The organism is Microbacterium sp. ZW T2_14, assembly GCF_044987405.1.
In the GTDB taxonomy this organism is placed as follows: Bacteria; Actinomycetota; Actinomycetes; order Actinomycetales; family Microbacteriaceae; genus Microbacterium.
In genome coordinates this window covers 1-24,245 of sequence record NZ_JBJDRK010000063.1, presented here as the reverse complement: position 1 = coordinate 24,245, position 24,245 = coordinate 1, and the positions used below count along the sequence as shown (strand labels likewise).

Genomic DNA, 24,245 nt, shown 5'->3' with positions numbered 1-24,245 from the left:
TCGTCGGCGACCGGGTGCGGCCGCAGTGGCGCACCCAGGTGCGCGAGGCCTTCCAGACCGGCGCCATCGTCGACTCCGCGTCGCCGGACTGGTTCGAAGAGACGCCGACCCGCGTGCGCGCCGTTCCGGTCGCGCGCAAGAGCGGCTCGACGGCCACGGTGATCGGCGTGCTGACCCGGCACACCAACCTGGGGGAGGCGCGCATCCCCTCGCGCCAGCAGATCACCTTCAACGACTGCGCCGACGACCTCTTCGGCATGATCGCGTCCGGGGACTTCCCCGACCTCGCCGCGCCGACGTCCCCGCGTCGCGGCGCGCCCCGCGCATCGGATGGGCTGATCCGGCTCGACGTCGACGGCATCACGACGTTCGCCAGCCCCAACGCGCTGTCGGCCTTCAACCGTCTCGGGTTCGACGACGAGCTCGAGGGGGAGTCGCTCGTCGAGGTCGTGACCGGGATCCTTCCGGCGACGCGCCAGTTCGACGAGTCGCTGCCGGTCGTCGTGACCGGGCGTGCCCCCTGGCGCGCGGACCTCGAGGCACGCGGCGTGACGGTGTCGCTCCGCACCATTCCGCTGCGCGACCACGGCACGCGCATCGGCGCCATCGTGCTCTGCCGTGATGTGACGGAGATCCGCCACCAGGAGCAGGAGCTCATCACCAAGGACGCGACGATCCGCGAGATCCATCATCGCGTCAAGAACAACCTGCAGACAGTCGCGTCGTTGCTGCGAATCCAGGCCCGTCGCTCGCACACCGAACAGGCCCGCGATGCGCTCACCCAGGCGATGCGTCGCGTCTCGGCGATCGCCGTCGTGCACGACACCCTCTCAGAGGGACTGGCGCAGAACGTCGACTTCGACGAGGTGTTCGCCCGCGTGCTGAAGCTCGTCGCCGAGGTCGCGGCGGCTCCGAACACGCGCGCCCGCACGCACTCGACCGGTCGCTTCGGCACGCTGCCGAGCGAATACGCCACGCCGCTCGCGCTGGCGCTCACGGAGCTCGTCACGAACGCGGTGGAGCACGGGCTGGCCGGTCAGGAAGGCGACGTCGAGATCATCGCCGAACGCGGGGACGACCGGCTCGAGGTGCGGGTGCGCGACACGGGCTCGGGACTGCCGGAAGGTCAGGTCGGTCGCGGTCTCGGCACGCAGATCGTGCGCACGCTGATCCAGGGCGAGCTCGGCGGCACGATCGACTGGCACACGATCATGGGCAGCGGCACCGAGGTCACGATCGACATCCCGCTGCGCTACATCGAACGCGCCAAGGCGTGACGCAGAGCGGATGCCGCGGCATCCGCTCTCTCGCGGGTTCAGCGCCGCTCAGCGCACCGCGGCGCACGGCGTCCGTCGATCCCGCGCCTGACCGTGGAACGGGGATCGGCAGCGAGACGGGGCATCGCCTCGGTCTCGAGGAAACCCCTGGCTCGACGCGAGGCCCTTCGGCTGGCCTGACTCGACGCGAGGTCTTTCGGCTCGGCGCGGCGTGCGACCGGCAGCGCACGCGACGACACCCGGGCGCCGAGGCGCCCGGGTGTCGTCGTGATGCGTCAGGAAGCGCGGCGGGCGCGCGCGGCGCGGCGCTTGAGCGCGCGGCGCTCGTCCTCGGAGAGACCGCCCCACACGCCGGAGTCCTGTCCGGTCTCGAGGGCGTATTGCAGGCAGATCTCGGTGACGGTGCAACGTGCACACACCGACTTGGCCTTCTCGATCTGATCGACGGCCGGACCGGTGTTCCCAACGGGGAAGAACAGTTCGGGGTCGACGGTCAGGCAGGCGGCCTTGTCGCGCCAGTCCATGGTGGTGCTCCTTGTAACAGAGGGGTGGGGATGCGGGTCGGTTCGGGTCCGATACCCTGTGGGATGTGCGAGATTGACTCGCCCCACGTCGCTGTGGGAGCACACGGCTTCACCAATCGTCCCATAGCGGTTTACCTGAATCAAGGGTTGATCGGCGGGTTTTCGTAGGACTTGCTGAGTGTTCCCCCTGTGACCTGGAGGGTTCGCACAAACCACTCCCCAGCGCGAGAGAAAGTCGACGGAGAATGCGGACAAACCTGTCCGGAAGGATCGCCGCGGTGCTGGTCGGGCTCGAAGGGCTCGGCCTGGCAGCCCTCACCGTGCGCGAGGCCATCGCGATCGCGACAGGCGATACCGAGTCCATCGGCAGCGCCGTCGCGCTCGCCGCATTGACGCTTGTCGGGGCCGCAGCGGTGGTCGCGTTCGCCGTCGCCATCTGGCTCGGCCAGTCGTGGGGAAGATCCGGCGGGATCGTCACACAGCTGCTGATCCTGGCGGTCGCCCTCGGCGCGGCGACCGGGAGCTTCGCCGACCCGTCCATCGCGTGGGCGTTGGCCATCCCCGCCCTGATCGTGCTCGTGCTGCTGGTGCTGGCCGTGCGCGACGCCGGGCGCGCCGCGCGCCGGCAGGACCTCTGACGCACACCCCGCACCGAGCCCTCGGTTCACACTCGCTCTCAGCAGCGACTTCCCGTCGACCGATGGGGCGCTGATCCGGCAGAACCTGACGGCGGAGCGACCCCGCTCGAGCGGTCGCAGTGGGACTGCGCGGGCGCACGCCGCGGAGACCGCGGAACATGACTGCGGGGCGGCAGGCGGGAACGGGGGAGGTGTGGCTAGACGCCGAGCAGCGCCCGCACGCGCGCGACGTGACCGGTCGCGCGCACGTTGTACAGCGCGTGGGAGATGCGGCCCTTCTCGTCGATGACGAAGGTGGAGCGGATGACACCCATGAACGTCTTGCCGTAGTTCACCTTCTCGCCCCACACGGCGTACTTCTCGTGCACGGTGTGGTCGGGGTCGCTGAGGAGGTCGTAGGTGAGGCCGTCGCGCTCGCGGAACCGCCGGAGCTTCTCGGGCTCGTCGCGCGAGATGCCGAAGATCGTGTAGCCGGCAGCCTGCAGCGGCGCGAGGCTGTCGCGGAAGTCGCACGCCTCCTTCGTGCAGCCGGGCGTCATCGCCTCGGGGTAGAAGAAGAGGATCACGCGTCCTCCCCGCAGATCCTTGAGCGTCACGGCCCGCTCGTCCTGATCGACGAGGGTGAAGGCGGGGGCGGGAGAGCCGGGTTCGAGGCGCGTCGTGGTCACCGCTCCACTTTAGGTCGGGTGGCTCTCGATTCTGAGCACCGGGCGCCGACGGAGTCGCGCCATGAGACCGCGACGCGGGTTACGCGCCGGGCCGGTGGGGCTTCTCGGCGAAGGTCTCGAGCAGCCGCTGCAGCGAGTCGAGGCGGGCAGGTCCGCCGGGGCCGAGGCGGCCTTCTTCCACGGCCTCGACGATGGCGCAGTCGGGGGCATCCGGCAGGTGGGTGCAGCCGCGCGGGCACTCCTCTGCGACCTCGGCGAGATCCGTGAACGCACGCAGGATGTTCGCGGGGTCGACGTGGCCGAGACCGAAGGAGCGGACGCCCGGCGTGTCGATGACCCAGCCGTTGCCGCCCGCGCCCCGGTAGCGCAGCGAGACCGTCGAGCTGGACGTGTGACGCCCGCGCCCGGTGACCACGTTGACGTGCCCGGTCGCGCGTCGCGCGTCGGGCACGAGGGCGTTGACGAGCGTCGACTTGCCCACGCCCGAGTGCCCGACGAACACGGTGGCGTGCCCCTCGAGGGCGGCGCCGATCCGCTCGAGCGGCATCTCGTCGCGTCCGCTCGTGAACACCACGAGGTCGAGGCCTTCGAAGTGCGCCAGGAAATCGGCGGGGTCGGCGAGGTCGGTCTTCGTCACCACGAGGAGGGGACGGATGCCGGCATCCAGCGCCGCGACCAGGTAACGGTCGACGAGCCGCGGGCGGGGCTCCGGGTCGGCCGCCGCGACGACCACGAGCATCTGGTCGGCGTTGGCGACGACGACGCGCTCCACCTGGTCGGTGTCGTCGGCGCTGCGACGCAGCAGTGACGTCCGGTCCTCGATGCCGACGATGCGGGCGAGGGTGCCCTCGTCGCCCGACGCGTCGCCGACGACGCGGGCGCGGTCCCCCGTGACGATCGGCATCTTGCGCAGCTCCCGTGCCCGCACGGCGAGCACCGTGCGCTCCTCGGGCAGATCCTCGTCGAGGAGCACGGTGTAGCGGCCCCGATCGACGCCGAGCACGCGGGCGATCTGTGCGTCGCTGTGCGCCGGCCGGCGTTTGGTGCGCGGCCGGTTGGCCTTGGGGTTCGGCCGCATCCGGATGTCGGCCTCGTCGAACTCCGACTCGTCGTCGTCATCGAGGTCGTCCAGCCAGCTCATGCCGTCGCCCTGGGCTGCTTCACCGTGGTCATCCCGTCAGCTCCGCCACCGACCGCGCTCCGCCCGATCACGAGGCGCGCATCGTCTCCTCGGAGAGGCCGCCCTCGGCGTGCTCGCCGTCCAGCATGCGCCGCCAGATCTGCGGGAACTCCGGCATCGTCTTGGCGGTGGTTCCGATGTCGTCGACCTCCACACCCGGCACGGCGAGGCCGATGAGCGCACCGGTCGTCGCCATGCGGTGGTCGTGGGAGGCATGCCAGACGCCGCCGTGAAGCGGTCGCGGGACGATGCGGATGCCGTCGGGCAGCTCCTCGGCCTCTCCGCCCAGGCCGCGCAGCTCGGCGACGAGGGCAGCGATGCGATCGGTCTCATGCCCGCGGATGTGGCCGATCCCGTGGAGGGTCGAGGGCGACTCGGCGAAGGCGGCCAGCGCGAAGATCGTCGGGGTGAGCTCACCCGCAGCAGACAGGTCGAGGTCGACGCCTTGGATGCCGGCGCCCGCCGTCACGGTGAGCGCGCCGCCCCGACGGACCGCGCGGGCCCCCATCAGCGAGAGGATCTCGGTGAGCATCGCGCCCGGCTGGGTCGAGTGGGCGGGCCATCCGGTGACCGACACGGATCCGCCGGCCACCATGGCGGCAGCGAGGAAGGGCGCCGCGTTGGAGAGGTCCGGCTCGATGGCGACATCCTTGCCGCGGATCGGGCCGGCCGGCACGATCCACTCGCCGACACCGGGACGCTCGACGTGCACGCCGCGGTGGGCGAGCGCCTCGACGGTCATGTCGATGTGGGGGATGCTCGGAAGCCGTTCGCCGGCATGCCGCAACTGCAGGCCGACGTCGAATCGGGGAGCGGCGAGCAGCAGACCCGACACGAACTGGCTCGACGCGCTGGCGTCGATCGTGACCTCTCCGCCGCGCACGTGACCGTGGCCGCGGATGATGAACGGCAGTGCCCAGTGGCCGCCGTCGTCGATGTCGACGCCGACGTCGCGCAGCGCCGTGATCATGGCGCCCATGGGTCGGTGCAGGGCGCTCTCGTGAGCGGTGAGGGTGACATCGCCGCGTGCGAACCCGCCCAGTCCGGCGACGAACCGCATGACCGTGCCGGCCTGCCCGCTGTCCACCACGGTGTCGCCGCGCAGCGGCCACACCGGCGTGACTTCGATGTCATCGCCGTACCGTCCGTCGCCCGGAACCAGCTCGATCCCGACGCCGAGCGAGCGCAGTGCGTCGATCATGCGCGCCGAGTCGTCGGAGTGCAGCGGGGCCGTCAGACGGCTCGGACCGTCGGCCAGTGCGGCGAGGATGAGCTCGCGATTCGTCAGCGATTTCGAGCCGGGCACGGTCACGCTGGCGTGCAGGGGCCCCTCCGCCAGGGGCGCGTTCCAGTGGCCGCGCTCGGTCGGCGCGGAAGTGGGGGAATACCCGTCGGCTGTCATCGGGTTCTACCCTACTGAACCCGGCGCCAACCAGCCGGGAGCCACCCACCGAGCGGAGCCGGATGTTCGCCACTCTCGATCGCCTCGATCTCGAGGCGCCGCTTCATGAAGAGCCCCTCATACGGGTCCCGGACGGCGTACAGGCCGCCGCCGTAGACTGGCGCGTGATGAGCGACCCGATCGACCAGACGGACCAGGTGCAGGATCCGCGCACGCAGTTCGAAGAGCAGGCACTGCCCTTCATGGATCAGCTGTACGCCGCGGCCATGCGCATGACGCGCAACCCCGCCGACGCAGCCGACCTCGTCCAGGAGACCTTCGTCAAGGCGTTCGCCTCGTGGAAGACCTTCACGCAGGGCACGAATCTCAAGGCGTGGCTGTACCGCATCCTCACGAACACCTACATCAACACGTACCGCAAGAAGCAGCGCGAGCCGTACCAGGGCACGATCGACGAGCTCGAGGACTGGCAGCTCGGCGGCGCCGAGTCGACCACGGCATCGAGCACCCGCTCGGCCGAGGCCGAGGCGATCGACCACATGCCGGCGTCGGTCGTGAAGGACGCACTGCAGTCCATCCCGGAGGACTTCCGGCTGGCGGTGTACCTCGCGGACGTCGAGGGCTTCGCCTACCAGGAGATCGCCGACATCATGAAGACCCCCATCGGCACGGTCATGAGCCGCCTGCATCGTGGCAGGCGGATGCTTCGTGAACTGCTGGCCGACTACGCAAAAGAGCGCGGCATCGCGACTGCCGCCACGAGGAGCACGAAATGACCGACTGCGGCTGTGACAAGGCACGGCGCGACCTGGAGGAGTACCTGCGCCACGAGGTCTGCAAGACCGAGCAGGGCGACATCGCCGAGCACCTCGAGAACTGTGCCGGCTGCCGCGACGAGGCTCTCGTCGCGCGCACGCTCACCGAGGTGCTGGCACGGGCCTGCAAGGAGAGCGCGCCCGAAGAGCTGCGCGATCAGGTGCTGGCGAAGCTGCGGGCGGTCCAGGCGGCGCACTGACGCCGCTCGCGCCGGCCGTCAGCCGGCGGGCGTGAAGATCGTGAGTGCGCCGGGCGCGACGTCGATCGTGAGGGGCAGCGCCCCGATCGGGTCGCCGTCCGCGTAGGCGGTGACGCCCGGTGACGAGAGCCGCACCGAGCGCACGAGCCGGATCGACACCTCGGGCACCGTGCCGTGAGTGCCGCGGTACACCCGCGGCAGCAGGCGCGCGAGCCGGAGGCGTCCTGCCGGACGCACCAGCACGAGATCGAGGAGTCCGTCGGCAGGGTCGGCATCCGGACAGATCGGGATGCCACCGCCATAGGTCCGCCCGTTGCCCACCGTCGCCATCACGAGGTCGCCGCGCAGCGCATCGTGAGTGCCGTCCGCCAATTCGGCGTCGACCTCGTAGGCGATGCCGGAGAGCGTCAGGAACTCCACGAGGATGGCGAGGTTGTAGCGGGAGCCGCCGCGCGGCCACCGCATCGCGTTGGCGCGGTCGTTGACCTTCGAGTCGAAGCCGCTGGCGAGCACCGACCCGAAGTATCGGGTCGAGCCGTCGTCGCGGGTCACGCGTGCCAGGTCGATGCGGCGGGTCCGGCCCGCGGCGATCGTGTCGGCGGCTGCGGTGACGTCGAGCTCGCGCAGCCCGAGGGTCGCCGCGAAGTCGTTGCCCGTGCCGGAAGGCACGATGCCCAGCGGGATGCCGGTGCCGGCGACCTCCTGGATCGCGAGGTTCACCGTGCCGTCCCCGCCGGCGACGGCCACGGCATCCACTCCCAGCTGGATCGCGGTGCGCAGCAGCGCGGAGGACTCCGCCGCGCTGCCGCCGCTCAGGACGGAGGTCTGCACGCCGTGGCTTCGGAGGCGCTCGGCTGCCCGGGTCGCCGCGCCGGTGTGGGCGCCGCCGCGGGCAGCGGGATTGACGAGGAGCGCGACCCTCATGCGGGGTCGGTCGAGGCCGGCGGAACCATGAGTGCGCCCGGGTTCATGATGCCCGTCGGATCGAGCACGGCCTTCACCGCGCGGAGGACATCGACGCCGAGTGAGCCGATCTCCGCCTCCAGGTACGGACGGTGGTCGCGCCCGACGGCGTGATGGTGGGTGATCGTGCCGTGGGCGTCCGTGATGGCGTGGGACGCGGCATCCTTCGCCCGTCTCCATTGGCTCTGCGGATCGCCGGTGAGCGCGGCGACCACGGTGAAATAGAGGGAGGCGCCCGCCGGGTAGACGTGCGAGATATGGCAGAGCACGATCGGCTTGGTGCCGGCCGCGGCGAGGCTCTCGGTCAGCGCGGTGGTGACCGCGCGCTTGAGGGCGGGCAGGTTGGCCCACGTGGTGGCGGTCTCGAGGGTCTCGGCGAGCACACCGGTGTCCATCAATGTGTCGCGCAGGGCGGGTGACGCGAAGCGCCCCCGCTCCCACGATCGGGCCGGATCCTCGCCGCGCGACGTCGCGCCGTGGGCGGTGAAGAGGCGATCGAGGTCGTCACGTGCGGCCTCGGCCTCCGACGCGGTCGCGCCCTCGAAGGTGGCGACGGCGAGGCATCCGCGCAGCCGGGTGAGGTGGCCGCCCATCGCCGCGTTCACGCGCGTCTCGGTCTCGTCGCTGAGCCGCAGGACGGTGGGACGGATGCCGCGCTGCGTGGCTTCGCGGATCGCCGTCGCACCCGACACGAAGTCGGGGAAGGACCACGCGCGGTAGGCGGTCGCAGCGGGGACGGGCCGGACGCGGACCGTCACCTCGGTGAGGACGCCGAAGGCCCCCTCGGAGCCGAGGAACAGCTGGCGGAGATCGGGCCCGGCGGCGCTCGCAGGGGAGCGGCCGAGGGTGAGGTCGCCCGCCGGCGTGGCGACGCGGAGCGCATGGACGAGGTCGTCGAAGCGGCCGTAGCCCCGCGACGCCTGGCCGCTCGAGCGGGTCGCGGCGTAGCCGCCCAGCGAGGCGTACGCGAAGCTCTGGGGGAAGTGGCCGAGCGTGAGGCCGCGTGCCCCGAGCATCTCCTCCGCCTGGGGCCCGGTGGTCCCGGCGCCGAACGTCGCGAGCAGCGACACCTCGTCGAGGGTGAGGAGGGCGGCTGTTCGGACGAGATCCAGCGCGACGACGGCGTGATGCGTGCCGCGGTCGGGGTCGACCCCGCCGACGACGGACGTGCCGCCTCCGAACGGCACGACGGCGATGCCGCGGGCGGCGCAGAGACGCAGCACGGCGCCGACCTGGTCGTGGTCGGCGGGTGCAGCGACGGCGTCGGGAGCGGCCTGCGGGTCGTCGAGCCGGCGGCGCAGGAGGTCGGGCGTGCTCTTGCCGCCGAGATGCAGCAGCCGGCCCTCGTCGGTGCGGGTCACGTGGGCATCGCCGACGATCCCGGCGAGCGCGCCGAAGTCGGCGTCGGAGAGCAGCGACGGGGTGAGCACGGGCGCGCCGCGACGCCGCACGGGATGCGCCTTGCCGGGCAGCAGGGTCGCCACGATGGCCTTCGCCGCCGCAGGCAGGCGAGCGGGCTCGGTGCCCCAGGAGTCCCAGGCGCCGCGCGGGCGGGGCGTCGGCACGGCGACAGGACGCGGGGGAGCGGCGTCGCCCGAAGGGTCTGTGTGCGCCGGCGCAACCATGGCGACAGTATGACACATTCTGTATGGTTGTCACATGCCTGAGGGAGCGTCCGACACAGAGAAGGCGATCCTCGACGCCGCGCTCGAGGAGGTGCTCGCGCACGGGATCCGCCGGACGACGGCATCCGATATCGCGCGCCGCTGCGGCATCGCGCGCCAGACGCTGTACCGCTACTGGCCCGACGCGCAGGCGGTGTTCGCGGCCCTCGTGACGCGCGAGCTGGTCGCGGCGTTGCCCGCGGGCGAGCGGGAGTGCACCGACCTGGACGAACTCGCGGGGCTCCTCGTGGAGACCGCCGACCGCGTGCGCCGGCTGCCTCTCGTGGACCGCCTGCGCGACACCGACCCGGAGCTCTTCGCGCACTACATCCTCGACAGGCTGGGCAGGAGTCAGCGGGCCATCCACGCCGAGACCGCACGGCGCATCACGGCAGGACAGCGGGCGGGCTACGTCCGCGCGGGCGATCCGGCGCAGCTCGCCGCCATGGTGCTGCTCATCGCGCAGTCCGCGGTGCAGTCCGCGCCGCTGGTGGCGGAGTGGCTCCCCGAACAGGCATGGCGCGCCGAGCTCGGGCTGGCGCTGCGGGGGTACCTCGGGTCCGCCGACGAAGCGGCAGGGCCTAGATGACACGCCGCCGCCTCAGTGCCGTATCAACATTATGTACCTCCTTCATTATGTGCTCGAGGCATAGCCCGTGACCGCCCGGATCGTCGGGCGCACGCCCTCGCCCACCGCCCTCACGGCCGCTCGCCGCGCTCGAGAGCTCGAAGCGCTGGCCGACGCGCGCGAGATCGACGTGCTCGTCATCGGCGGTGGTATCACCGGAGTGGGGATCGCCCTGGATGCCGCGAGCCGCGGCCTGCGCACGGTGCTGGTCGAGCGGCACGACCTCGCCCACGGGACCAGCCGGTTCAGCTCGAAGCTCGTGCACGGCGGCCTGCGCTACCTGGCGTCCGGGCAGATCGCGATCGCGCGCGAGAGCGCCCTCGAGCGCCACATCCTGCTCACGCGCACCGCGCCGCACCTCACGCGACCGCTGGCCCAGGTCGTGCCGCTGCATGGACCCGGCCACCTCGCGCGCGGTGCGTACATCGGGCTCGGCTACGAGATGGGCGACGGTCTGCGCCGCGCGGTCGGCACGCCCGGTGCTGTCCTGCCCGGTCCGGGGGCGATCAGTCGCGCGGAGACCCTCCGTCTCGCCCCGTCCGTGCGTGCCGAAGACCTCCGGGGCGGCGTGCGGGGGTGGGACGGGCAGCTCATCGACGACGCCCGGCTCGTCGTCGCGGTCGCGCGGACGGCCACCGGGTACGGGGCATCCGTCCTCACCCGGGTCGAAGCCGTCTCGGCCACCGGCCGTTCGGCGCGACTGCGCGACCTCGTGACGGGCGCGACCGTCGAGGTCGCTGCGCGCGCGGTGGTCAGCGCGACCGGCGTGTGGGCGGGCGACCTCGATCCCGAGGTGCGGCTGCGGCCCAGCCGCGGCACCCACCTCGTCGTTTCGACCGCGCGGCTCGGCGGTTCGGACGTCTCGCTGACAGTGCCGATTCCCGGATCGGCGAACCGCTTCGTGTTCACGCTGCCGGCACAGCACGGGCGCACCTACATCGGGCTCACCGACGTTCCGGCCGACGGCCCGATCCCGGATGTCGCGCACGCGACGGAGGCCGAGATCGAGACGCTCCTGACCACCGTCAACACGGTGCTGGCGGATCCTCTCGAGCGCACCGACGTCCTGGCGACATTCGCCGGGCTGCGTCCGCTCCTGGCGGGTGCGGACGACGACGACACCAGCGACCTCTCGCGCCGCCACGCGATCATCGAGTCGTCGTCGGGCGTGCTCAGCATCGTCGGCGGCAAGCTCACCACCTACCGGCGCATGGCGGAGGACGCCGTCGACGCGGTGATCCGCCGCGACCCGGGGCTGCCCTCGCGGCCCTCGGTCACCCGGTCGATCCCGCTCGTGGGTGCGTGGCCCCGTCCTCGACTGGGTGAAATCGGAGCGCCCTCGCGTTTCGTGCGCCGCTTCGGCGCCGAGGCGCCGTTTGCGGCGTCTCTCCCGGACGGCCCTACGGCCGCGTGCGGTGTGACGCCCCAGGAACTCCAGTGGGGAGTCGCGGTCGAGGGTGCGCTGAGCATCGCCGACCTCCTCGACCGTCGCACGCGGCTCGGCCTGGTCGAGGAGGACCGCGAGGCGTCGACGGATGCCGCGACCGCCGCGTTCGCCCGCGCCGGTGTCACGCCGATCGCGGGCTGACGAGCGCCGTCGTCGCGCGTCCTCAATCGAGGACACGAGCCGAGATGAGGGCCGACGCGCCGTCGCGGCGCCCGCATGTGGGCTCGGCGCCTCAGATGAGGATCGACACCGCTGCGCTCCGGGATGGCAGGAATCCGCCGCGGTACGGCGGCGGGACGGGCGCGCGGTACCGGATGCCGCCACCACACTGGATCGGTGACCCAGAGCCATCCCCGAACCCCACGCCGGTCCCGCGGCGGCCTCGGCGTCGTGCAGGGCACGGCGCTGTACGTCGCCTCCGTGCTCGGCACCGGACTGCTGGTGCTCCCCGGGCTCGCAGCGGACGCTGCCGGCCCTGCGTCGATCGTGTCGGTGCTCGCCGTCATCGTCCTCTCGGTGCCGCTCGCGGGAACGTTCGCCGCGCTCGCGGCTCGCTACCCCGACCCGGGCGGTGTGGCGAGCTACGTGCGTCGAGCGCTCGGACGGACGGCGGCCCGTGCCACCGGCTACTGGTTCTACTTCGGCGTGGCCGCCGGTTTCCCTGTGCTGGCGGCTCTGGGCGCCGAGTACCTGACCGCGATCCTGCACATCGACCGGGCCGCGGTGCCGATCCTCATGTTCGCGATCCTGGTGCCGCCCTTCGCCGTCAACATGCTGGGCGTGCGCGTGGCCGGGTGGGTGCAGTTCGTGCTCACCGGGCTGCTGGTGGGCATCGTCGTCTTCGTCGTGGCCACGGCGTTCCCGGCCGTCGAGGCAGCGCACTTCACCCCCTTCCTGCCGCACGGGTGGGCAGGCGTGGGCACCGCGATCAGCCTCTTCGTCTGGGCCTTCGCCGGCTGGGAGGTGGGCACGCACATCTCGGGGGAGTTCCGCGACCCGCGCCGCAGCATCCCCCTCGCCACCGCCATCGCACTCGTGGTGACCGGGCTCGCCTACCTGCTGCTGCAGGTGGTGACGGTGGGCGTGCTGGGGGAGGAGGCCGGCGCCGGTGCCGTGCCGCTGCTGACGCTCGCCGACGCGGTGGCACCCGGGTTCGGCCCGACCGCGATCGGCGCGATCGCCGCGATCGTCGTCCTGGGGGTCATGAACGCGTACCTCGCCGCGTTCGGCAAGCTCGGGGCGTCGCTCGCCGCCTCGGGTGATCTGCCGCACTTCCTCGCACCCGGCGCCGGCGCCGGGCAGGTGCCGCGGCGGGCGCTGCTGGTGACCTTCGCGATCGCCGTGGTCTACTGCGCGATCGCGCTCGCCACCGGTGGGCACCTGGAGACCTTCATCCTGATCCACACCAGCAACATGGTGTCGATCTACACCGCCGGCATGATCGCTGCCACGCTCATCCTCCCGCGCCTCAGCGCGGGCTGGTTCATGGCCGTGATCGCCGCGGTGCTCTCGGTGGGGCTGCTCGTGCTCGCCGGGGCGAATCTGCTGCCGGCCGCCGTGCTGGCGTTCGCAGCGATCGTCGTGACGGTCTGGCAGCGGCTGCGCCCTTCGCCGCGGCGCCCCGTCGAGCCGGGCGGCGAGGAGCTCGAGGCCACGCCCTTCGCCGATTCCGGCACTGTCGTCGAGGTGAAGACGACGGCAGCCCCGGCCTGACGCGAGCCGGCCCCGGATGTCCTCACGTGTACGTGTGAGGATCCGGGGCCGGTTCGACGAAAGACGGCTAGACCGAGAGCGCCTCCTGCATGATGGCGGCCTGCTCTGCGGCGTGCACCTTCGGCGAGCCGGTGGCGGTGGATGCCGCGGACGCGCGGGAGATGCGGCGGATGGTGCGACCGCGCAGGTGCTTCACGACCTCGAGCGCGATGAACGGCCAGGCGCCCTGGTTCTCCGGCTCGTCCTGCACCCACACCAGCTCGGCGTTCGGATACGAGTCGACGACCGCGTTGAGCTCGTCGACGGGCGCGGGGTAGTACTGCTCCAGCCGCACCAGCGCGACCGCCGGGTTCGGGTTCTTGTCGAGCTCGGCCCGCAGGTCCCAGTGGATCTTGCCGGCGTGCAGCAGCACACGCTTGACGGCCGACTTGTCCACGCCGCGGTTGTCGTCGAGCACCGGTTCGAACTTGCCGGTGAGGAAATCCTCGACCGGGCTCGTGGCGCCGCGCAGACGCAGCATCGCCTTCGGGGTGAACACGATGAGCGGCCGGCGGGGACGGGCATAGGCCTGGCGGCGCAGCAGGTGGAAGTACGACGCCGGCGTCGACGGTCGCGCAACCGTCATGTTGTCCTGCGCGCACATCTGCAGGTAGCGCTCGATGCGCGCCGACGAGTGGTCGGGCCCCTGACCTTCGTAGCCATGGGGGAGCAGCAGCACGACGCTCGACTGCTGGCCCCACTTCTGGTCGGCCGACGAGATGAACTCGTCGACGACCGACTGCGCGCCGTTGCCGAAGTCGCCGAACTGCGCCTCCCACAGCACCAGCGAGTCGGCCCGCTCGACCGAGTAGCCGTACTCGAACGCCATCGCCGCGTACTCGCTGAGGAGCGAGTCGTAGACGTAGAAGCGGCCCTGGTCCTCGCTGAGGTTGGTCAGCGGGATCCACTCCTGGCCGTTCGACCGGTCGTGGAGCACCGCGTGGCGCTGCACGAAGGTGCCGCGGCGCGAGTCCTGTCCGGCGAGACGCACGTTGGTCTTCTCCAGCAGCAGCGAGCCGAAGGCCAGCAGCTCGCCGAAGCCCCAGTCGATCGAGCCGTTGCGGCTCATGTCGAGGCGCTTGTCGAGCAGCTGCTGCAGCTTGTTGTGCACCGTGAAGTTCTCGGGCTTGTTGACGAAGGTGTCGCCGATCAGCCCGACCATCTCGCGGGAGACCCCGGTCGTCTCGGGTTCCCCGGCTGCCGGCTGCTCGGCGACGTCCGGCACGACGATCGGCGACGAGCCCGTCTCGGCCGCGTGCGTCTCGGCGAAGGCGATCTCGAGGCGGTTCTGGAAGTCCTGCTTCGCCTTCTCGTACTCCTCCTCGGTGATGTCGCCGCGACCCACGAGGGCCTCGGTGTACAGCCGGCGGACCGAGCGCTTCGCCTCGATGAGGTTCGTCATGAGCGGCTGCGTCATCGAGGGGTCGTCGCCCTCGTTGTGACCGCGTCGGCGATAGCAGACGAGGTCGACCACGACGTCGCGGTGGAAGCGCTCGCGATACGCGAAAGCGAGCTGGGCGACCCGCGTGACGGCCTCAGGGTCGTCGCCGTTCACGTGGAAGATCGGCGCCTGGATCGTCTTGGCGACGTCGGTGGCGTACACCGAGGTGCGGGCGTCGGTGGGGGTGGTGGTGAAGCCCACCTGGTTGTTGACGACGACGTGCACGGTGCCGCCGGTGCGGTAGCCGCGCAGCTGCGACATCTGCAGCGTCTCGACGACGACGCCCTGGCCCGAGAAGGCCGCGTCGCCGTGCACGAGGATCGGCAGCCACGTGAAGGTGCCGATGGGCTTGCGGTCCTGCTTGGCGCGGACGATGCCCTCCAGCACGCCGTCCACCGTCTCGAGGTGCGACGGGTTGGCGGCGAGGTACACCGGCAGCTCGGAGTCGTCGTCGGCGACGAAGGTGCCCTCGGTGCCGAGGTGGTACTTGACGTCGCCCGATCCGCTCTTCGAGCCGATCGCGACGGAGCCCTCGAACTCGCGGAACACCTGGCCGTAGGTCTTTCCGGCGATGTTGGTCAGCACGTTCAGGCGGCCGCGGTGCGCCATGCCGATCGCGGCGCCGTCCAGGCCCGCCCCGGCGGCGCCCTGGAGGATCTCGTCGAGGAGGGGGATCAACGACTCGCCGCCCTCGAGGCTGAAGCGCTTCTGCCCGACGTACTTCGTCTGCAGGAACGTCTCGAACGCCTCGGCCTGGTTCAGCTTGTCGAGGATGCGCAGCTGCTCGTCGTGACCGGGCTTCTGGTACTTGATCTCGACGTTCTCCTGGAACCAGGCGCGCTGCCCGGGGTCCTGGATGTGCATGTACTCGATGCCGATCGTGCGGCAGTACGAGTCGCGCAGCACGCCGAGGATGTCGCGCAGCTTCATCTGGCGCTTGCCGCCGAACCCGTTCGTGACGAACTCGCGATCGAGGTCCCAGAAGGTCAGGCCGTGGTTCTCGATCTCCAGGTCGGGGTGCGTGCGCTGCACGTACTCGAGCGGGTCGGTGTCGGCCATGAGGTGGCCGCGCACCCGGAACGAGTTGATCAGCTCCTGCACGCGAGCGGTCTTGTCGACGCGCTCGGCGAGGTCGACGTTGATGTCGGCGGCCCAGTGGATGGGGGCGTAGGGGATGCGCAGCGCGGCGAAGATGTCGTCGTAGAAGCCGCGCTGGCCGATGAGCAGCTCGTGCACCTTCTTGAGGAACTCGCCCGAGCCCGCGCCCTGGATGACGCGGTGGTCGTAAGTGCTGGTGAGCGTGATCGTCTTGCCGATGGCCAGCTCGTTGAGCGTCTTGTCGCTCGCACCCTGGAACTCGGCGGGGTACTCGAGCGCGCCCGCGCCGACGATGCAGCCCTGGCCCTTCATGAGGCGCGGCACCGAATGCACGGTGCCGATGCCGCCGGGGTTGGTGAGCGAGATCGTGGTGCCCTGGAAGTCCGCCGCGGTGAGCTTGTTGCCGCGCGCCCGGACGATGAGGTCCTCGTACGTCGTGAGGTACTCGCTGAACGTCAGCCGGTCGGCGCGCTTGATGCTCGGCACCAGCAGCGCGCGCGTGCCGTCGGGCCGCGGGAGGTCGATCGCGATGCCGAGGTTGATGTGCGCCGGAGCGACGACCGAGGGCTTGCCGTCGATCTCGGCGTAGAACACGTTCTGGCTCGGGAACTCCTTGAGCGCCTGGATGATCGCCCAGCCGATCAGGTGCGTGAAGCTCACCTTGCCGCCGCGTGTGCGCGCCATGTGGTTGTTGATGACGATGCGGTTGTCGATCATCAGCTTGGCCGGCACGGTGCGCACGCTGGTCGCGGTGGGGACGGTGAGCGACTCGTCCATGTTCGCCGCGAGGGTCTTCGGCATGCCTCGCAGCGTCGTGACCACGTCGGCTTCCGCCTGCGCCTCCGCCGACGAGGGCTGGGACTTCGGGGCCTGCGCCGGGATCGGCTGCGGTGCGGCGGGCCGGGCGGTGGTGCGCGCCACCGGCTGTGCGCCGATCACCGGGATCGGCGCCGTCACCGGATGAGGCTCGGATGCCGCGGCCGGCGCTGCGGCTGCGGCCTGCGCTGCGGCTGCCGGCGCGGCTTCCGCGGGCGCCGTCTGCGCGGCCGGCGCGGGGGGTGCCTCCGGTGCTGCGCCGTCGGCCGGGTGGTAGGCCTCGAGAACCGGCCACCACGCCTTGTCGACGGAGTTCCTGTCGATTTTGAACTGTTCGTACAGTTCCTCGACGAGCCACTCGTTCGCTCCGAACTCTCCCTCGTTCGAAACCCCGACGCCCGTCACCTGGCTCGACACGCTGAATCGCCTGCTTTCATCGGTGAAGTTCTGGATGCGCGCGGGGCTCTGCAAGCCCGCACACGCGACGGTTAAGCCTAGCCCAGTCTGGGGAGGCCGTTCCGGCCCCCGGCACTGCGTCAGCTGAAAGAACCCGCATGATTATCCGCACAGGAACTGTCACTACCCTTGGCGCTCATGGAGTTCTACGGCGAAACACCCGACGTCGACCTGACCTACTCTGACGTCTTCCTCGTTCCGCGTCGTTCGGCGATCACCAGCCGCCTCGACGTAGACCTCTCGCCGGGCGACGGGACGACGGCCACCCTTCCCCTCGTCTCGGCCAACATGAACTCCGTCACCGGCGCACGGCTGGCGGCCACCCTCGCACGCCGCGGCGGGCTCGGGGTGCTGCCGCAGGACATGCCGCTGCAAGAGCTCGATGCGGCGATCCGCTGGGTGAAGGCGCAGCCCGTCGAGTGGGACACGCCCCTGGTTCTGCCGCCCGACGCGACGGTCGCCGACGCGGCGCGGCTGCTTCCGGCCACCGACGGTCACGGCATCGTAGTGGCGCCCACTGGCGCCCGGGTGGACGCCGACGACATCCTCGGCATCGTGCCGGCCACCCGACTGGGGACCGCGCTGCCCGACGCGCGCCTGGGCGACCTGGCACGCGGGCGCGCGGCATCCGTCGACGCCGACGACATCGAGAGTGCGCGTCATGCGTTCGATGTGATCGTCGCCGCGGAGGCCGAGACGGTCTGCGTGCTGCACCACGGTCACCTGGTCGGGACCCTCTCGCGCCGCAGCGCCCTGCGCTCGACGCTGTACCGGCCCGCCGTCGACGCATCCGGCCGGCTCATCGTGGCCGCCGCCGTCGGGATCAACGGCGATGTCGCCGCGAAGGCCCGGGCGCTCGCCGCCGCGGGAGTCGACGTGCTCGTGGTCGACACCGCGCACGGCCACCAGGAGGGGATGCTGCGGGCGCTGCGCACCGTCGCCGACCTCGACCTCGGCATCCCGATCGCCGCCGGCAACGTCGTCACCGCCGAGGGCGTGCACGACCTGGTCACCGCGGGTGCGACGATCCTCAAGGTCGGTGTCGGCCCGGGTGCGATGTGCACGACACGCATGATGACGGCGGTCGGCCGCCCCCAGTTCTCCGCGGTGCTGGAGACCGCGGAGGCCGCCAGGGTGATGGGCGCGCATGTCTGGGCCGACGGGGGCGTGCGCTACCCGCGCGACGTGGCGCTGGCGCTGGCGGCGGGTGCGGCATCCGTCATGATCGGCTCGTGGTTCGCCGGCACCATCGAGGCACCCGGCGAGCTGCAGGTCGACGAGGCCGGCCGCTCGTACAAGGAATCGTGGGGAATGGCCTCGACGAAGGCGGTGCACGAGCGCTTCGGCCGGCTCGATCCGTACGAGCTCGCCCGCAAGGAGCTCTTCGCCGAGGGCATCTCGTCGTCGAAGATCTACCTCGATCCGCTCCGCCCCGGGCTGGAGGACCTCCTCGACATGATCACCTCGGGCGTCCGCTCCTCGTTCACCTACGCGGGAGCGGCCACCGTTGCCGAGTTCCACGACCGCGCGCGCGTCGGGCTGCAGTCCGCCGCGGGCTACGAAGAGGGCAAGGCGCTCCCCGTCAGCTGGTGACCGCGCCGACGCGGGGAGCGACGGCGCGACAGGACGACGGGCCGGCATCCGTCATCCTCCTCGACGGGACGAGGCGCGATCCGCACCCGTGGCGTCCGTGTGATCGCCATCGTCGTCCTCGTGCTCGCTGCGGATGCGGCGGCCCTCCTCGACGTCCTTGCGCTCCTTCTCGGCGGCCTTGTCGCTCTTGCGGGTGTCGCGCGGCGGCAGCTGGATGTCCTCCTCGGCGGCGATGCCCGCCTGCAGCTGGCGTCCGCGCTCCAGCTCCGCGTCGAACTCCGCACCGAAGAGCAGCGCGATGTTCGCGATCCAGAGCCACAGCAGGAAGATGATCACGCCGGCCAGCGAACCGTACGTGCGGTCGTAGTTCGAGAAGTTCCCGACGTACAGACCGAAGGCCACCGACGCGACGACGAGGACGAGGATGGCCAGCAGCGACCCGAGGCTGATCCAGCGGAACTTCGGCTGCTTGGCGTTGGGTGTGGCGTAGTAGAGGATCGCCACCATCAGGACGACGATCGCCGCCAGCACCGGCCATTTGACGATGTCCCACACGGTCGTGGCGACCTCGCCGAGGCCGAGTGCCGACCCGACCGCGTCGGCCACCGGCCCCGACACGACGAGGATCACGAGCGCGACGACGATGAGGGCGACCCCGATGAGGGTGATGAGGATCTGAGCCGGCTTCAGCTTCCAGAACGGCCGGCCCTCCTCGATCTCGTAGATGCGGTTCATGGCGCGGCTGAAGGCGCCCACGTAGCCGGATGCGGACCAGATCGCCAGCACGAGCCCGAGGATCAGCCCCCAGCCCGCGGCGGGGGAGTCGGCCGCCTGCTCGAGCGGACCGCGCAGGGCGTCGGCCGCGTCGGGGGCCACCGAGTCGACCACGCCGATGATCTGGTCGGTGGCCTGGCTGCTGCGGCCGATCAGTCCGAAGATCGAGAAGACGGCGACGAGCCCCGGGAAGATCGCCAGCACGGCGTAGTAGGTGAGCGCTGCGGCGATGTCGGTGCACTCGTCCGCCGTGAACTCCCGCGCCGTCTTGACGAACACGTACTTCCACGAGCGCTTCTCGATCTCGCGCGGGGTGTCGGGCTTGTCGGGGTGCTCGGGATCCGGTGCGCGCCGGTCGTCGAGCTCGTGGTCCGTCGTGGTCATGACCTCTCCGATTCGTGTCGACTCGGCGCGAAGCGCCGGGGTCGACCATCGTGCGGGCGCGGCTCTCAGCCGAGGAGGGGGTTGACAGCCGACAGGTCGGGCCTCGCGCCCCTGCCGTAGACTTGTCGGCACGATGGACGACCCTCCTAGTTGCAGACAATCGCCCCACCGACCCCTCCTCCGACGCAACGGGGGTGATGCGTGATGGATTACGTCATGTTGGGCGTGGGGCTTCTGCTCACGATCGGCACCGGACTGTTCGTGGCGAGCGAGTTCGCGCTCGTCAATCTCGATCGGGCCGATCTCGAATCCCGCCAGGAGGCGGGCGAGACCCGTCTCTCGCTCACGATCAGCGCGCTGCGCATCACCTCGACCCACCTTTCGAGTGCACAGCTCGGCATCACCCTGACCACGCTGCTCACCGGCTACACGATGGAGCCGGCGATCTCGAACCTGCTGGCGCCCGTGTTCGACGCCTGGGGCATCCCGACCGGCGTCTCGCGCCCGCTCGCAGCGATCATCGGTGTCTCGATCGCCACGGTGTTCTCGATGATCCTCGGCGAGCTCGTGCCGAAGAACTTCGCCCTCGCCATCCCGCGGCAGACCGCCAAGCTCGTCATGCCGTTCCAGGTCGCGTTCACGACGGTGTTCCGTCCCGCCGTCGTGGTGCTCAACGGCAGTGCGAACGGAGTGCTGCGCGCGGTCGGCATCGAGCCCAAGGAGGAGCTGTCGGGTGCGCGCACGGCCGAGGAGCTGTCGAGCCTGGTCCGGCGCTCCGCCAGCGCCGGCGTGCTCGAGGAGGACACGGCGTCGCTCCTCGACCGGAGCCTCACCTTCGCCCGCCTGTCGGCCGCCGACGTGATGACGCCCCGCCCCAGCATCCACGCGCTCGCCGCGGACGACTCCGCCGAGGACGTCATCCAGTTGGCGCGGCGCACCGGCCACAGCCGCTTCCCCGTGTACGGCGAGTCCATGGACGACATCACCGGCATCGTCCATCTGAAGGCGGCGGTCGGCGTGCCCCGCGAACGCCGGGCCGACGTGCCCGCCGCGGCCCTCGCCACCGAGCCGCTGCGATTCCCCGAAGCGGTCCACCTCGATGTGCTCGTCGCCGAGTTGCGCGCCCGCGGCTATCAGATGGCCGTCGTCGTCGACGAATACGGCGGCACCGCCGGCGTCGTCACGCTCGAGGACCTCGTCGAGGAGATCGTCGGCGAGGTGCTCGACGAGCACGACCGCCGTCGCGCAGGCATCGTCCGCCTCGACGACGCCGTCATGTTCCCCGGCGAACTGCGGCCCGACGAGGTGCGCGACCGCACCGGCATCCGCATCCCCGAAGGGGACGTCTACGACACCGTCGGCGGATACATCATGAGCGTGCTGGAACGCATCCCTGTCGTCGGCGACACCGTCGAGATCGAGGACGGCGCGCTCGAGGTCCAGCGCATGGAAGGACGCCGGGTGGACCGCGTGCGGTTCACGCCCACCCCGATGCCGCACGAGGACGCGACGACCGAGGCGGGTGATCGCCGATGAACGACTGGGCCGGAATCGCCTGGCTGGTGGTGCTGCTCATCGCCAACGCCTTCTTCGTCGGCGCCGAGTTCGCCGTCATCTCCGCTCGCCGTTCGCAGATCGAGCCGCTCGCCGAGAAGGGTTCGCGCTCGGCCAAGACCGCGCTGTACGCGATGGAGCACGCGACGCTGATGCTGGCGACGAGCCAGCTGGGCATCACGATCTGCTCGCTGCTGATCCTCAACGTGTCGGAGCCCGCGATCCACCACCTCCTCGCGGCCCCGCTGGGTCTCACCGGCTGGTCGGAGGCGGTCGTGGACGGCGTCGCGTTCGCCGTCGCCCTGGTCGTGGTGTCGTACCTGCACGTCGTGTTCGGCGAGATGGTGCCCAAGAACCTCGCGTTCTCGGTGCCCGACCGCGCCGTGCTGATGCTCGCGACGCCGCTGGTGTGGTTGTCGAAGCTGTTCCACCCGATCATCGTCACCCTCAACTGGATCGCCAACCACGTGGTGCGCCTGTTCCGCGTCGAGCCGAAGGACGAGGCAGCCTCCACCTTCACGCTGGAAGAGGTCGCGACGATCGTCAACCAGTCGCGCATCGAGGGCGTGCTCGACGACTCCGCAGGAACGGTGGCGGCGGCGGTCGAGTTCACCGACAAGAAGGCCGCCGAGGTCGCGCTGCCGCTCTCGCAGCTGGTGACGCTGCCGCAGACCACGACTCCTGCCGAGATCGAGCGGGCCGTCGCGAAGCACGGCTTCTCGCGCTACGTGATCGTCGACGAGGCGGGCGTGCCGGTGGGCTACGTGCACCTCAAGGACATCCTGCGGGCGGCGGAGGGACCGGATGCCGCGACAGACGTCGCCCTCCCGATCCCGACAAAGCGCATCCACCACATGGTGCCCGTGCTCGAGACGACCGACCTCGAGGACGCGCTTGCCCTGATGCGGCGTGCCGGCCGCCACCTCGCCCAGGTGCGCGACGACGCCGGGCAGATCACCGCGGTGCTGTTCCTCGAGGACATCATCGAGGAGCTCATCGGAGAGGTGCAGGACGCCACCCGTCGGCGCGCTTTCTGATCCATGACGATGAGCGGATGCCGCGGCAGGGGCCGCGGCATCCGCTCATCGTCTTCTTCCCCGTCCGGGCGGGTTCCCGCGTCCCGCGTCAGCGGCGGGCGCGGAGGTACTGCTTCGGCCAGTAGTCGATCTCGGCACCGAGTTCGTCAGCAGCGCGCAGGCCGTAGTGCGGATCGCGCAGCCACTCGCGGCCGGCCATGACGGCGTCGGCAGCTCCTTCGGCGAGCACCCGCTCGGCGTGGGCGGCGTCGTCGATCATTCCGACGGCGTTCACGGGCACACCGGCCTCCCGGCGCACGCGCGCAGCGAGATCCACCTGATAGCCCGGGCCGGTCGTCAGCCGCTGGTGGGCGACGAGCCCGCCGCTCGAGATGTCGAAGAAGTCGGCGCCGCGATCCGCCGCCCAGCGCGCGACGGTCGCCGTCTCGTCGGCATCCCACCCGCCCTCGGCCCAGTCCGTGGCCGAGAACCTCACGATCACGGGAACGCCGGGAGCGGCATCCGTCACCGCCTCCAGCGTGCGCAGCAGCAGCCGCGCGCGGTTCTTCAGCGAGCCGCCGTACTCGTCGTCGCGCCGGTTCGACAACGGCGACAGGAACTGGTGCAACAGGTAGCCGTGGGCGGCGTGCAGCTCGAGCACCTGGAAGCCGGCGGCGACGGCACGGCGCGCGGCGGACGAGAAGGCGGCGACGATCCGATCGATGCCCGCCACGTCGAGGGCGGTCGGTTCGGCGAAGCCGTCGAACGCGCCCGCCGACGGTGCGACCGTGCTCCAGCCGCCGTCCGCGGCCGCCACCGAGCCGCGCCGGCCGGAGAACGGCGACCACGTCGAGGCCTTGCGCCCCGCGTGCGCGAGTTGCACGCCGGCGACCGCCCCCCGACGGCGGATGGCGGCGACGATGGGGGCCCACGCGTCCCTCTGGTCGTCGTTCCACAATCCGGTGTCCTCGGGCGAGATGCGTCCCTCGGGCGCGACCGCGGTCGCCTCGGCCACGATGAGCCCCGCACCGCCCGACGCGAACTGCACGAGGTGGGTGTGGTGCCACTCCTGCGGCACCCCGTCGACCGCGCTGTACTGGCACATCGGCGAGACCCATAGGCGATTGCGCACCGTCACGTCGCGCAGGGTGAGAGGGGTGAACAGGCGGCTCATCGGGTCTCCGGATCGGATCGGGTGCGCGGTACTGTGACCACATGGTGAGGCGATGGACGAGCGCCGACACGGCTCGCGCCCTGCGGAGGCCAACGGCCGCTGACGACAAGTATTCCCGAGGGGTGCTGGGCATGCGGACCGGCTCCCAGGCCTACCCGGGTGCGGCCGTCCTCGGCGTCGAAGCGGCCTGGCGCACCGGACTCGGCATGGTGCGCTACCTCGGACCCGGCCGTCCGACCGATCTGGTGCTCGCCCGCCGGCCCGAGACGGTGACCGCCGATGGGCGGGTGCAGGCGTGGGTGATCGGCTCCGGAACGGATGCCGCAGCCCGCACCCCCGCCGAGACCGAGGCGCTGCGCGGCCTGCTGTCGGACACCGACCCGGTCGTCGTCGACGCGGGCGCGCTCGATCTCGCCGCCGAGGCCACCGCGCCGCGCATCCTCACGCCGCACGACCGGGAGCACGCGCGGCTGCGCTCCTCGCTCGGCCTCGGACATGCGCCGGACGACCGCGCCACCGCGGCGCGCGAGACCGCCGAGGCCACCGGTGCCGTCGTGCTGCTCAAGGGCGCCGTGACGGTCGTGGCCGCGCCCGACGGCTGGACCACCACGATCGAGTCCGGCACGCCCTGGCTCGCGACGGCCGGCACGGGCGACGTGCTCGCCGGGGTGATCGGAGCGCTCGTCGCGGGTGCGGTGGCGCGCGACGAGCACACGGATGCCGCGTCCCTCGCCGCGCTCGCCGCCTCGGGTGCCTGGCTGCACGGGCGGGCGGGCGCCAT

The 24,245-nt window shown here is 71.2% G+C and carries 20 protein-coding genes; 11 read left to right on the top strand and 9 right to left on the bottom strand.

Features of this window, described 5'->3' with window-relative positions; all coding sequences use genetic code 11:
• Positions 1-1,277: sensor histidine kinase (locus ACI3KY_RS17335; protein ID WP_404931389.1), on the top strand; the 1,277-nt coding region annotated here is incomplete at its 5' end.
• 275 nt (positions 1,278-1,552) lie between these two features.
• Here ACI3KY_RS17335 and ACI3KY_RS17330 read toward each other — a convergent pair.
• Entirely contained in the window at positions 1,553-1,801 is a 249-nt protein-coding gene (locus ACI3KY_RS17330) for a WhiB family transcriptional regulator (protein ID WP_018171995.1), read from the bottom strand.
• Positions 1,802-2,079: 278 nt separating this feature from the next.
• Between ACI3KY_RS17330 and ACI3KY_RS17325 the strand changes: the two genes are divergently transcribed.
• Positions 2,080-2,439, top strand: coding sequence for a histidine kinase (locus tag ACI3KY_RS17325; protein ID WP_404931388.1), 360 nt, complete (start codon positions 2,080-2,082; stop codon positions 2,437-2,439).
• A gap of 197 nt (positions 2,440-2,636) precedes the next feature.
• On the opposite strand, the gene bcp is transcribed toward ACI3KY_RS17325, so the two are convergent.
• The 3 genes from bcp to aroA all read right to left on the bottom strand — a co-directional run bounded on the left by bcp (position 2,637) and on the right by aroA (position 5,689).
• Positions 2,637-3,107, bottom strand: coding sequence for a thioredoxin-dependent thiol peroxidase (gene bcp, locus ACI3KY_RS17320; protein ID WP_404931387.1), 471 nt, complete (start codon positions 3,105-3,107; stop codon positions 2,637-2,639).
• Positions 3,108-3,186: 79 nt separating this feature from the next.
• Entirely contained in the window at positions 3,187-4,248 is a 1,062-nt protein-coding gene (gene rsgA / locus ACI3KY_RS17315; RefSeq protein WP_404931386.1) for a ribosome small subunit-dependent GTPase A, read from the bottom strand.
• Positions 4,249-4,315: 67 nt separating this feature from the next.
• Positions 4,316-5,689, bottom strand: a complete 1,374-nt coding sequence (gene aroA, locus ACI3KY_RS17310) for a 3-phosphoshikimate 1-carboxyvinyltransferase (protein ID WP_404931385.1) — start codon at positions 5,687-5,689, stop codon at positions 4,316-4,318.
• 167 nt (positions 5,690-5,856) lie between these two features.
• On the opposite strand from aroA, the gene ACI3KY_RS17305 reads away from it, so the two are divergent.
• Positions 5,857-6,465 (top strand): sigma-70 family RNA polymerase sigma factor, encoded by a 609-nt coding sequence (locus ACI3KY_RS17305; RefSeq protein WP_404931384.1) that lies wholly within the window; start codon positions 5,857-5,859, stop codon positions 6,463-6,465.
• Entirely contained in the window at positions 6,462-6,704 is a 243-nt protein-coding gene (locus ACI3KY_RS17300; protein WP_404931383.1) for an alpha-ketoglutarate decarboxylase, read from the top strand. Before ACI3KY_RS17305 ends, ACI3KY_RS17300 begins: the two co-directional genes overlap by 4 nt.
• A gap of 18 nt (positions 6,705-6,722) precedes the next feature.
• On the opposite strand, the gene ACI3KY_RS17295 is transcribed toward ACI3KY_RS17300, so the two are convergent.
• Both ACI3KY_RS17295 and ACI3KY_RS17290 read right to left on the bottom strand, forming a co-directional pair.
• Complete coding sequence (locus ACI3KY_RS17295; protein ID WP_404931382.1) at positions 6,723-7,628, bottom strand: diacylglycerol kinase; 906 nt, start codon at positions 7,626-7,628, stop codon at positions 6,723-6,725.
• Positions 7,625-9,292 carry an FAD-binding oxidoreductase gene (locus tag ACI3KY_RS17290; RefSeq protein ID WP_404931381.1) on the bottom strand — a complete coding sequence of 556 codons (1,668 nt, stop codon included), beginning with the start codon at positions 9,290-9,292 and terminating at the stop codon, positions 7,625-7,627. Before ACI3KY_RS17290 ends, ACI3KY_RS17295 begins: the two co-directional genes overlap by 4 nt.
• 34 nt (positions 9,293-9,326) lie before the next feature.
• Here ACI3KY_RS17290 and ACI3KY_RS17285 point away from each other — a divergent pair, with 34 nt between their 5' ends.
• From ACI3KY_RS17285 to ACI3KY_RS17275, 3 genes are all read left to right on the top strand, one after another.
• Entirely contained in the window at positions 9,327-9,920 is a 594-nt protein-coding gene (locus tag ACI3KY_RS17285) for a TetR/AcrR family transcriptional regulator (protein WP_404931380.1), read from the top strand.
• A gap of 67 nt (positions 9,921-9,987) precedes the next feature.
• Positions 9,988-11,547, top strand: coding sequence for a glycerol-3-phosphate dehydrogenase/oxidase (locus ACI3KY_RS17280; protein ID WP_404931379.1), 1,560 nt, complete (start codon positions 9,988-9,990; stop codon positions 11,545-11,547).
• 195 nt (positions 11,548-11,742) lie between these two features.
• Positions 11,743-13,119 (top strand): APC family permease, encoded by a 1,377-nt coding sequence (locus ACI3KY_RS17275; protein WP_404931378.1) that lies wholly within the window; start codon positions 11,743-11,745, stop codon positions 13,117-13,119.
• Positions 13,120-13,186: 67 nt separating this feature from the next.
• Here the strand turns inward: ACI3KY_RS17275 and ACI3KY_RS17270 are convergent, their stop codons facing one another.
• Positions 13,187-16,930 carry a multifunctional oxoglutarate decarboxylase/oxoglutarate dehydrogenase thiamine pyrophosphate-binding subunit/dihydrolipoyllysine-residue succinyltransferase subunit gene (locus tag ACI3KY_RS17270; RefSeq protein WP_404931390.1) on the bottom strand — a complete coding sequence of 1,248 codons (3,744 nt, stop codon included), beginning with the start codon at positions 16,928-16,930 and terminating at the stop codon, positions 13,187-13,189.
• Between the two features lie 177 nt (positions 16,931-17,107).
• On the opposite strand from ACI3KY_RS17270, the gene ACI3KY_RS17265 reads away from it, so the two are divergent.
• Positions 17,108-18,562 (top strand): GuaB1 family IMP dehydrogenase-related protein, encoded by a 1,455-nt coding sequence (locus ACI3KY_RS17265; protein WP_404931377.1) that lies wholly within the window; start codon positions 17,108-17,110, stop codon positions 18,560-18,562.
• Between the two features lie 51 nt (positions 18,563-18,613).
• On the opposite strand, the gene ACI3KY_RS17260 is transcribed toward ACI3KY_RS17265, so the two are convergent.
• A complete protein-coding gene (locus ACI3KY_RS17260) occupies positions 18,614-19,720 on the bottom strand; it encodes a YihY/virulence factor BrkB family protein (protein WP_404931376.1) in 1,107 nt (368 codons plus the stop codon).
• A gap of 204 nt (positions 19,721-19,924) precedes the next feature.
• Between ACI3KY_RS17260 and ACI3KY_RS17255 the strand changes: the two genes are divergently transcribed.
• Together ACI3KY_RS17255 and ACI3KY_RS17250 are read left to right on the top strand one after the other, a co-directional pair.
• Positions 19,925-21,256: a hemolysin family protein gene (locus ACI3KY_RS17255; protein ID WP_404931375.1), complete on the top strand. Its 1,332-nt coding sequence runs from the start codon at positions 19,925-19,927 to the stop codon at positions 21,254-21,256.
• Positions 21,253-22,311 (top strand): hemolysin family protein, encoded by a 1,059-nt coding sequence (locus ACI3KY_RS17250; protein WP_404931374.1) that lies wholly within the window; start codon positions 21,253-21,255, stop codon positions 22,309-22,311. Before ACI3KY_RS17255 ends, ACI3KY_RS17250 begins: the two co-directional genes overlap by 4 nt.
• An 88-nt stretch (positions 22,312-22,399) precedes the next feature.
• Here the strand turns inward: ACI3KY_RS17250 and ACI3KY_RS17245 are convergent, their stop codons facing one another.
• Complete coding sequence (locus tag ACI3KY_RS17245; RefSeq protein WP_404931373.1) at positions 22,400-23,464, bottom strand: NADH:flavin oxidoreductase/NADH oxidase; 1,065 nt, start codon at positions 23,462-23,464, stop codon at positions 22,400-22,402.
• A gap of 41 nt (positions 23,465-23,505) precedes the next feature.
• On the opposite strand from ACI3KY_RS17245, the gene ACI3KY_RS17240 reads away from it, so the two are divergent.
• A partial coding sequence (locus ACI3KY_RS17240) for an NAD(P)H-hydrate dehydratase (RefSeq protein ID WP_404931372.1) occupies positions 23,506-24,245 on the top strand: 740 nt, incomplete at its 3' end.

Coding starts and splice junctions, on each gene's coding strand:
- aroA (WP_404931385.1), bottom strand. CDS start 5,689: ATGACAGCCGACGGGTATTCCCCCACTTCCGCGCCGACCGAGCGCGGC.
- ACI3KY_RS17260 (WP_404931376.1), bottom strand. CDS start 19,720: ATGACCACGACGGACCACGAGCTCGACGACCGGCGCGCACCGGATCCC.
- ACI3KY_RS17300 (WP_404931383.1), top strand. CDS start 6,462: ATGACCGACTGCGGCTGTGACAAGGCACGGCGCGACCTGGAGGAGTAC.
- ACI3KY_RS17330 (WP_018171995.1), bottom strand. CDS start 1,801: ATGGACTGGCGCGACAAGGCCGCCTGCCTGACCGTCGACCCCGAACTG.
- ACI3KY_RS17250 (WP_404931374.1), top strand. CDS start 21,253: ATGAACGACTGGGCCGGAATCGCCTGGCTGGTGGTGCTGCTCATCGCC.
- ACI3KY_RS17290 (WP_404931381.1), bottom strand. CDS start 9,292: ATGGTTGCGCCGGCGCACACAGACCCTTCGGGCGACGCCGCTCCCCCG.
- ACI3KY_RS17245 (WP_404931373.1), bottom strand. CDS start 23,464: ATGAGCCGCCTGTTCACCCCTCTCACCCTGCGCGACGTGACGGTGCGC.
- ACI3KY_RS17305 (WP_404931384.1), top strand. CDS start 5,857: ATGAGCGACCCGATCGACCAGACGGACCAGGTGCAGGATCCGCGCACG.
- ACI3KY_RS17255 (WP_404931375.1), top strand. CDS start 19,925: ATGGATTACGTCATGTTGGGCGTGGGGCTTCTGCTCACGATCGGCACC.
- ACI3KY_RS17295 (WP_404931382.1), bottom strand. CDS start 7,628: ATGAGGGTCGCGCTCCTCGTCAATCCCGCTGCCCGCGGCGGCGCCCAC.
- rsgA (WP_404931386.1), bottom strand. CDS start 4,248: ATGAGCTGGCTGGACGACCTCGATGACGACGACGAGTCGGAGTTCGAC.
- ACI3KY_RS17285 (WP_404931380.1), top strand. CDS start 9,327: ATGCCTGAGGGAGCGTCCGACACAGAGAAGGCGATCCTCGACGCCGCG.
- ACI3KY_RS17265 (WP_404931377.1), top strand. CDS start 17,108: ATGGAGTTCTACGGCGAAACACCCGACGTCGACCTGACCTACTCTGAC.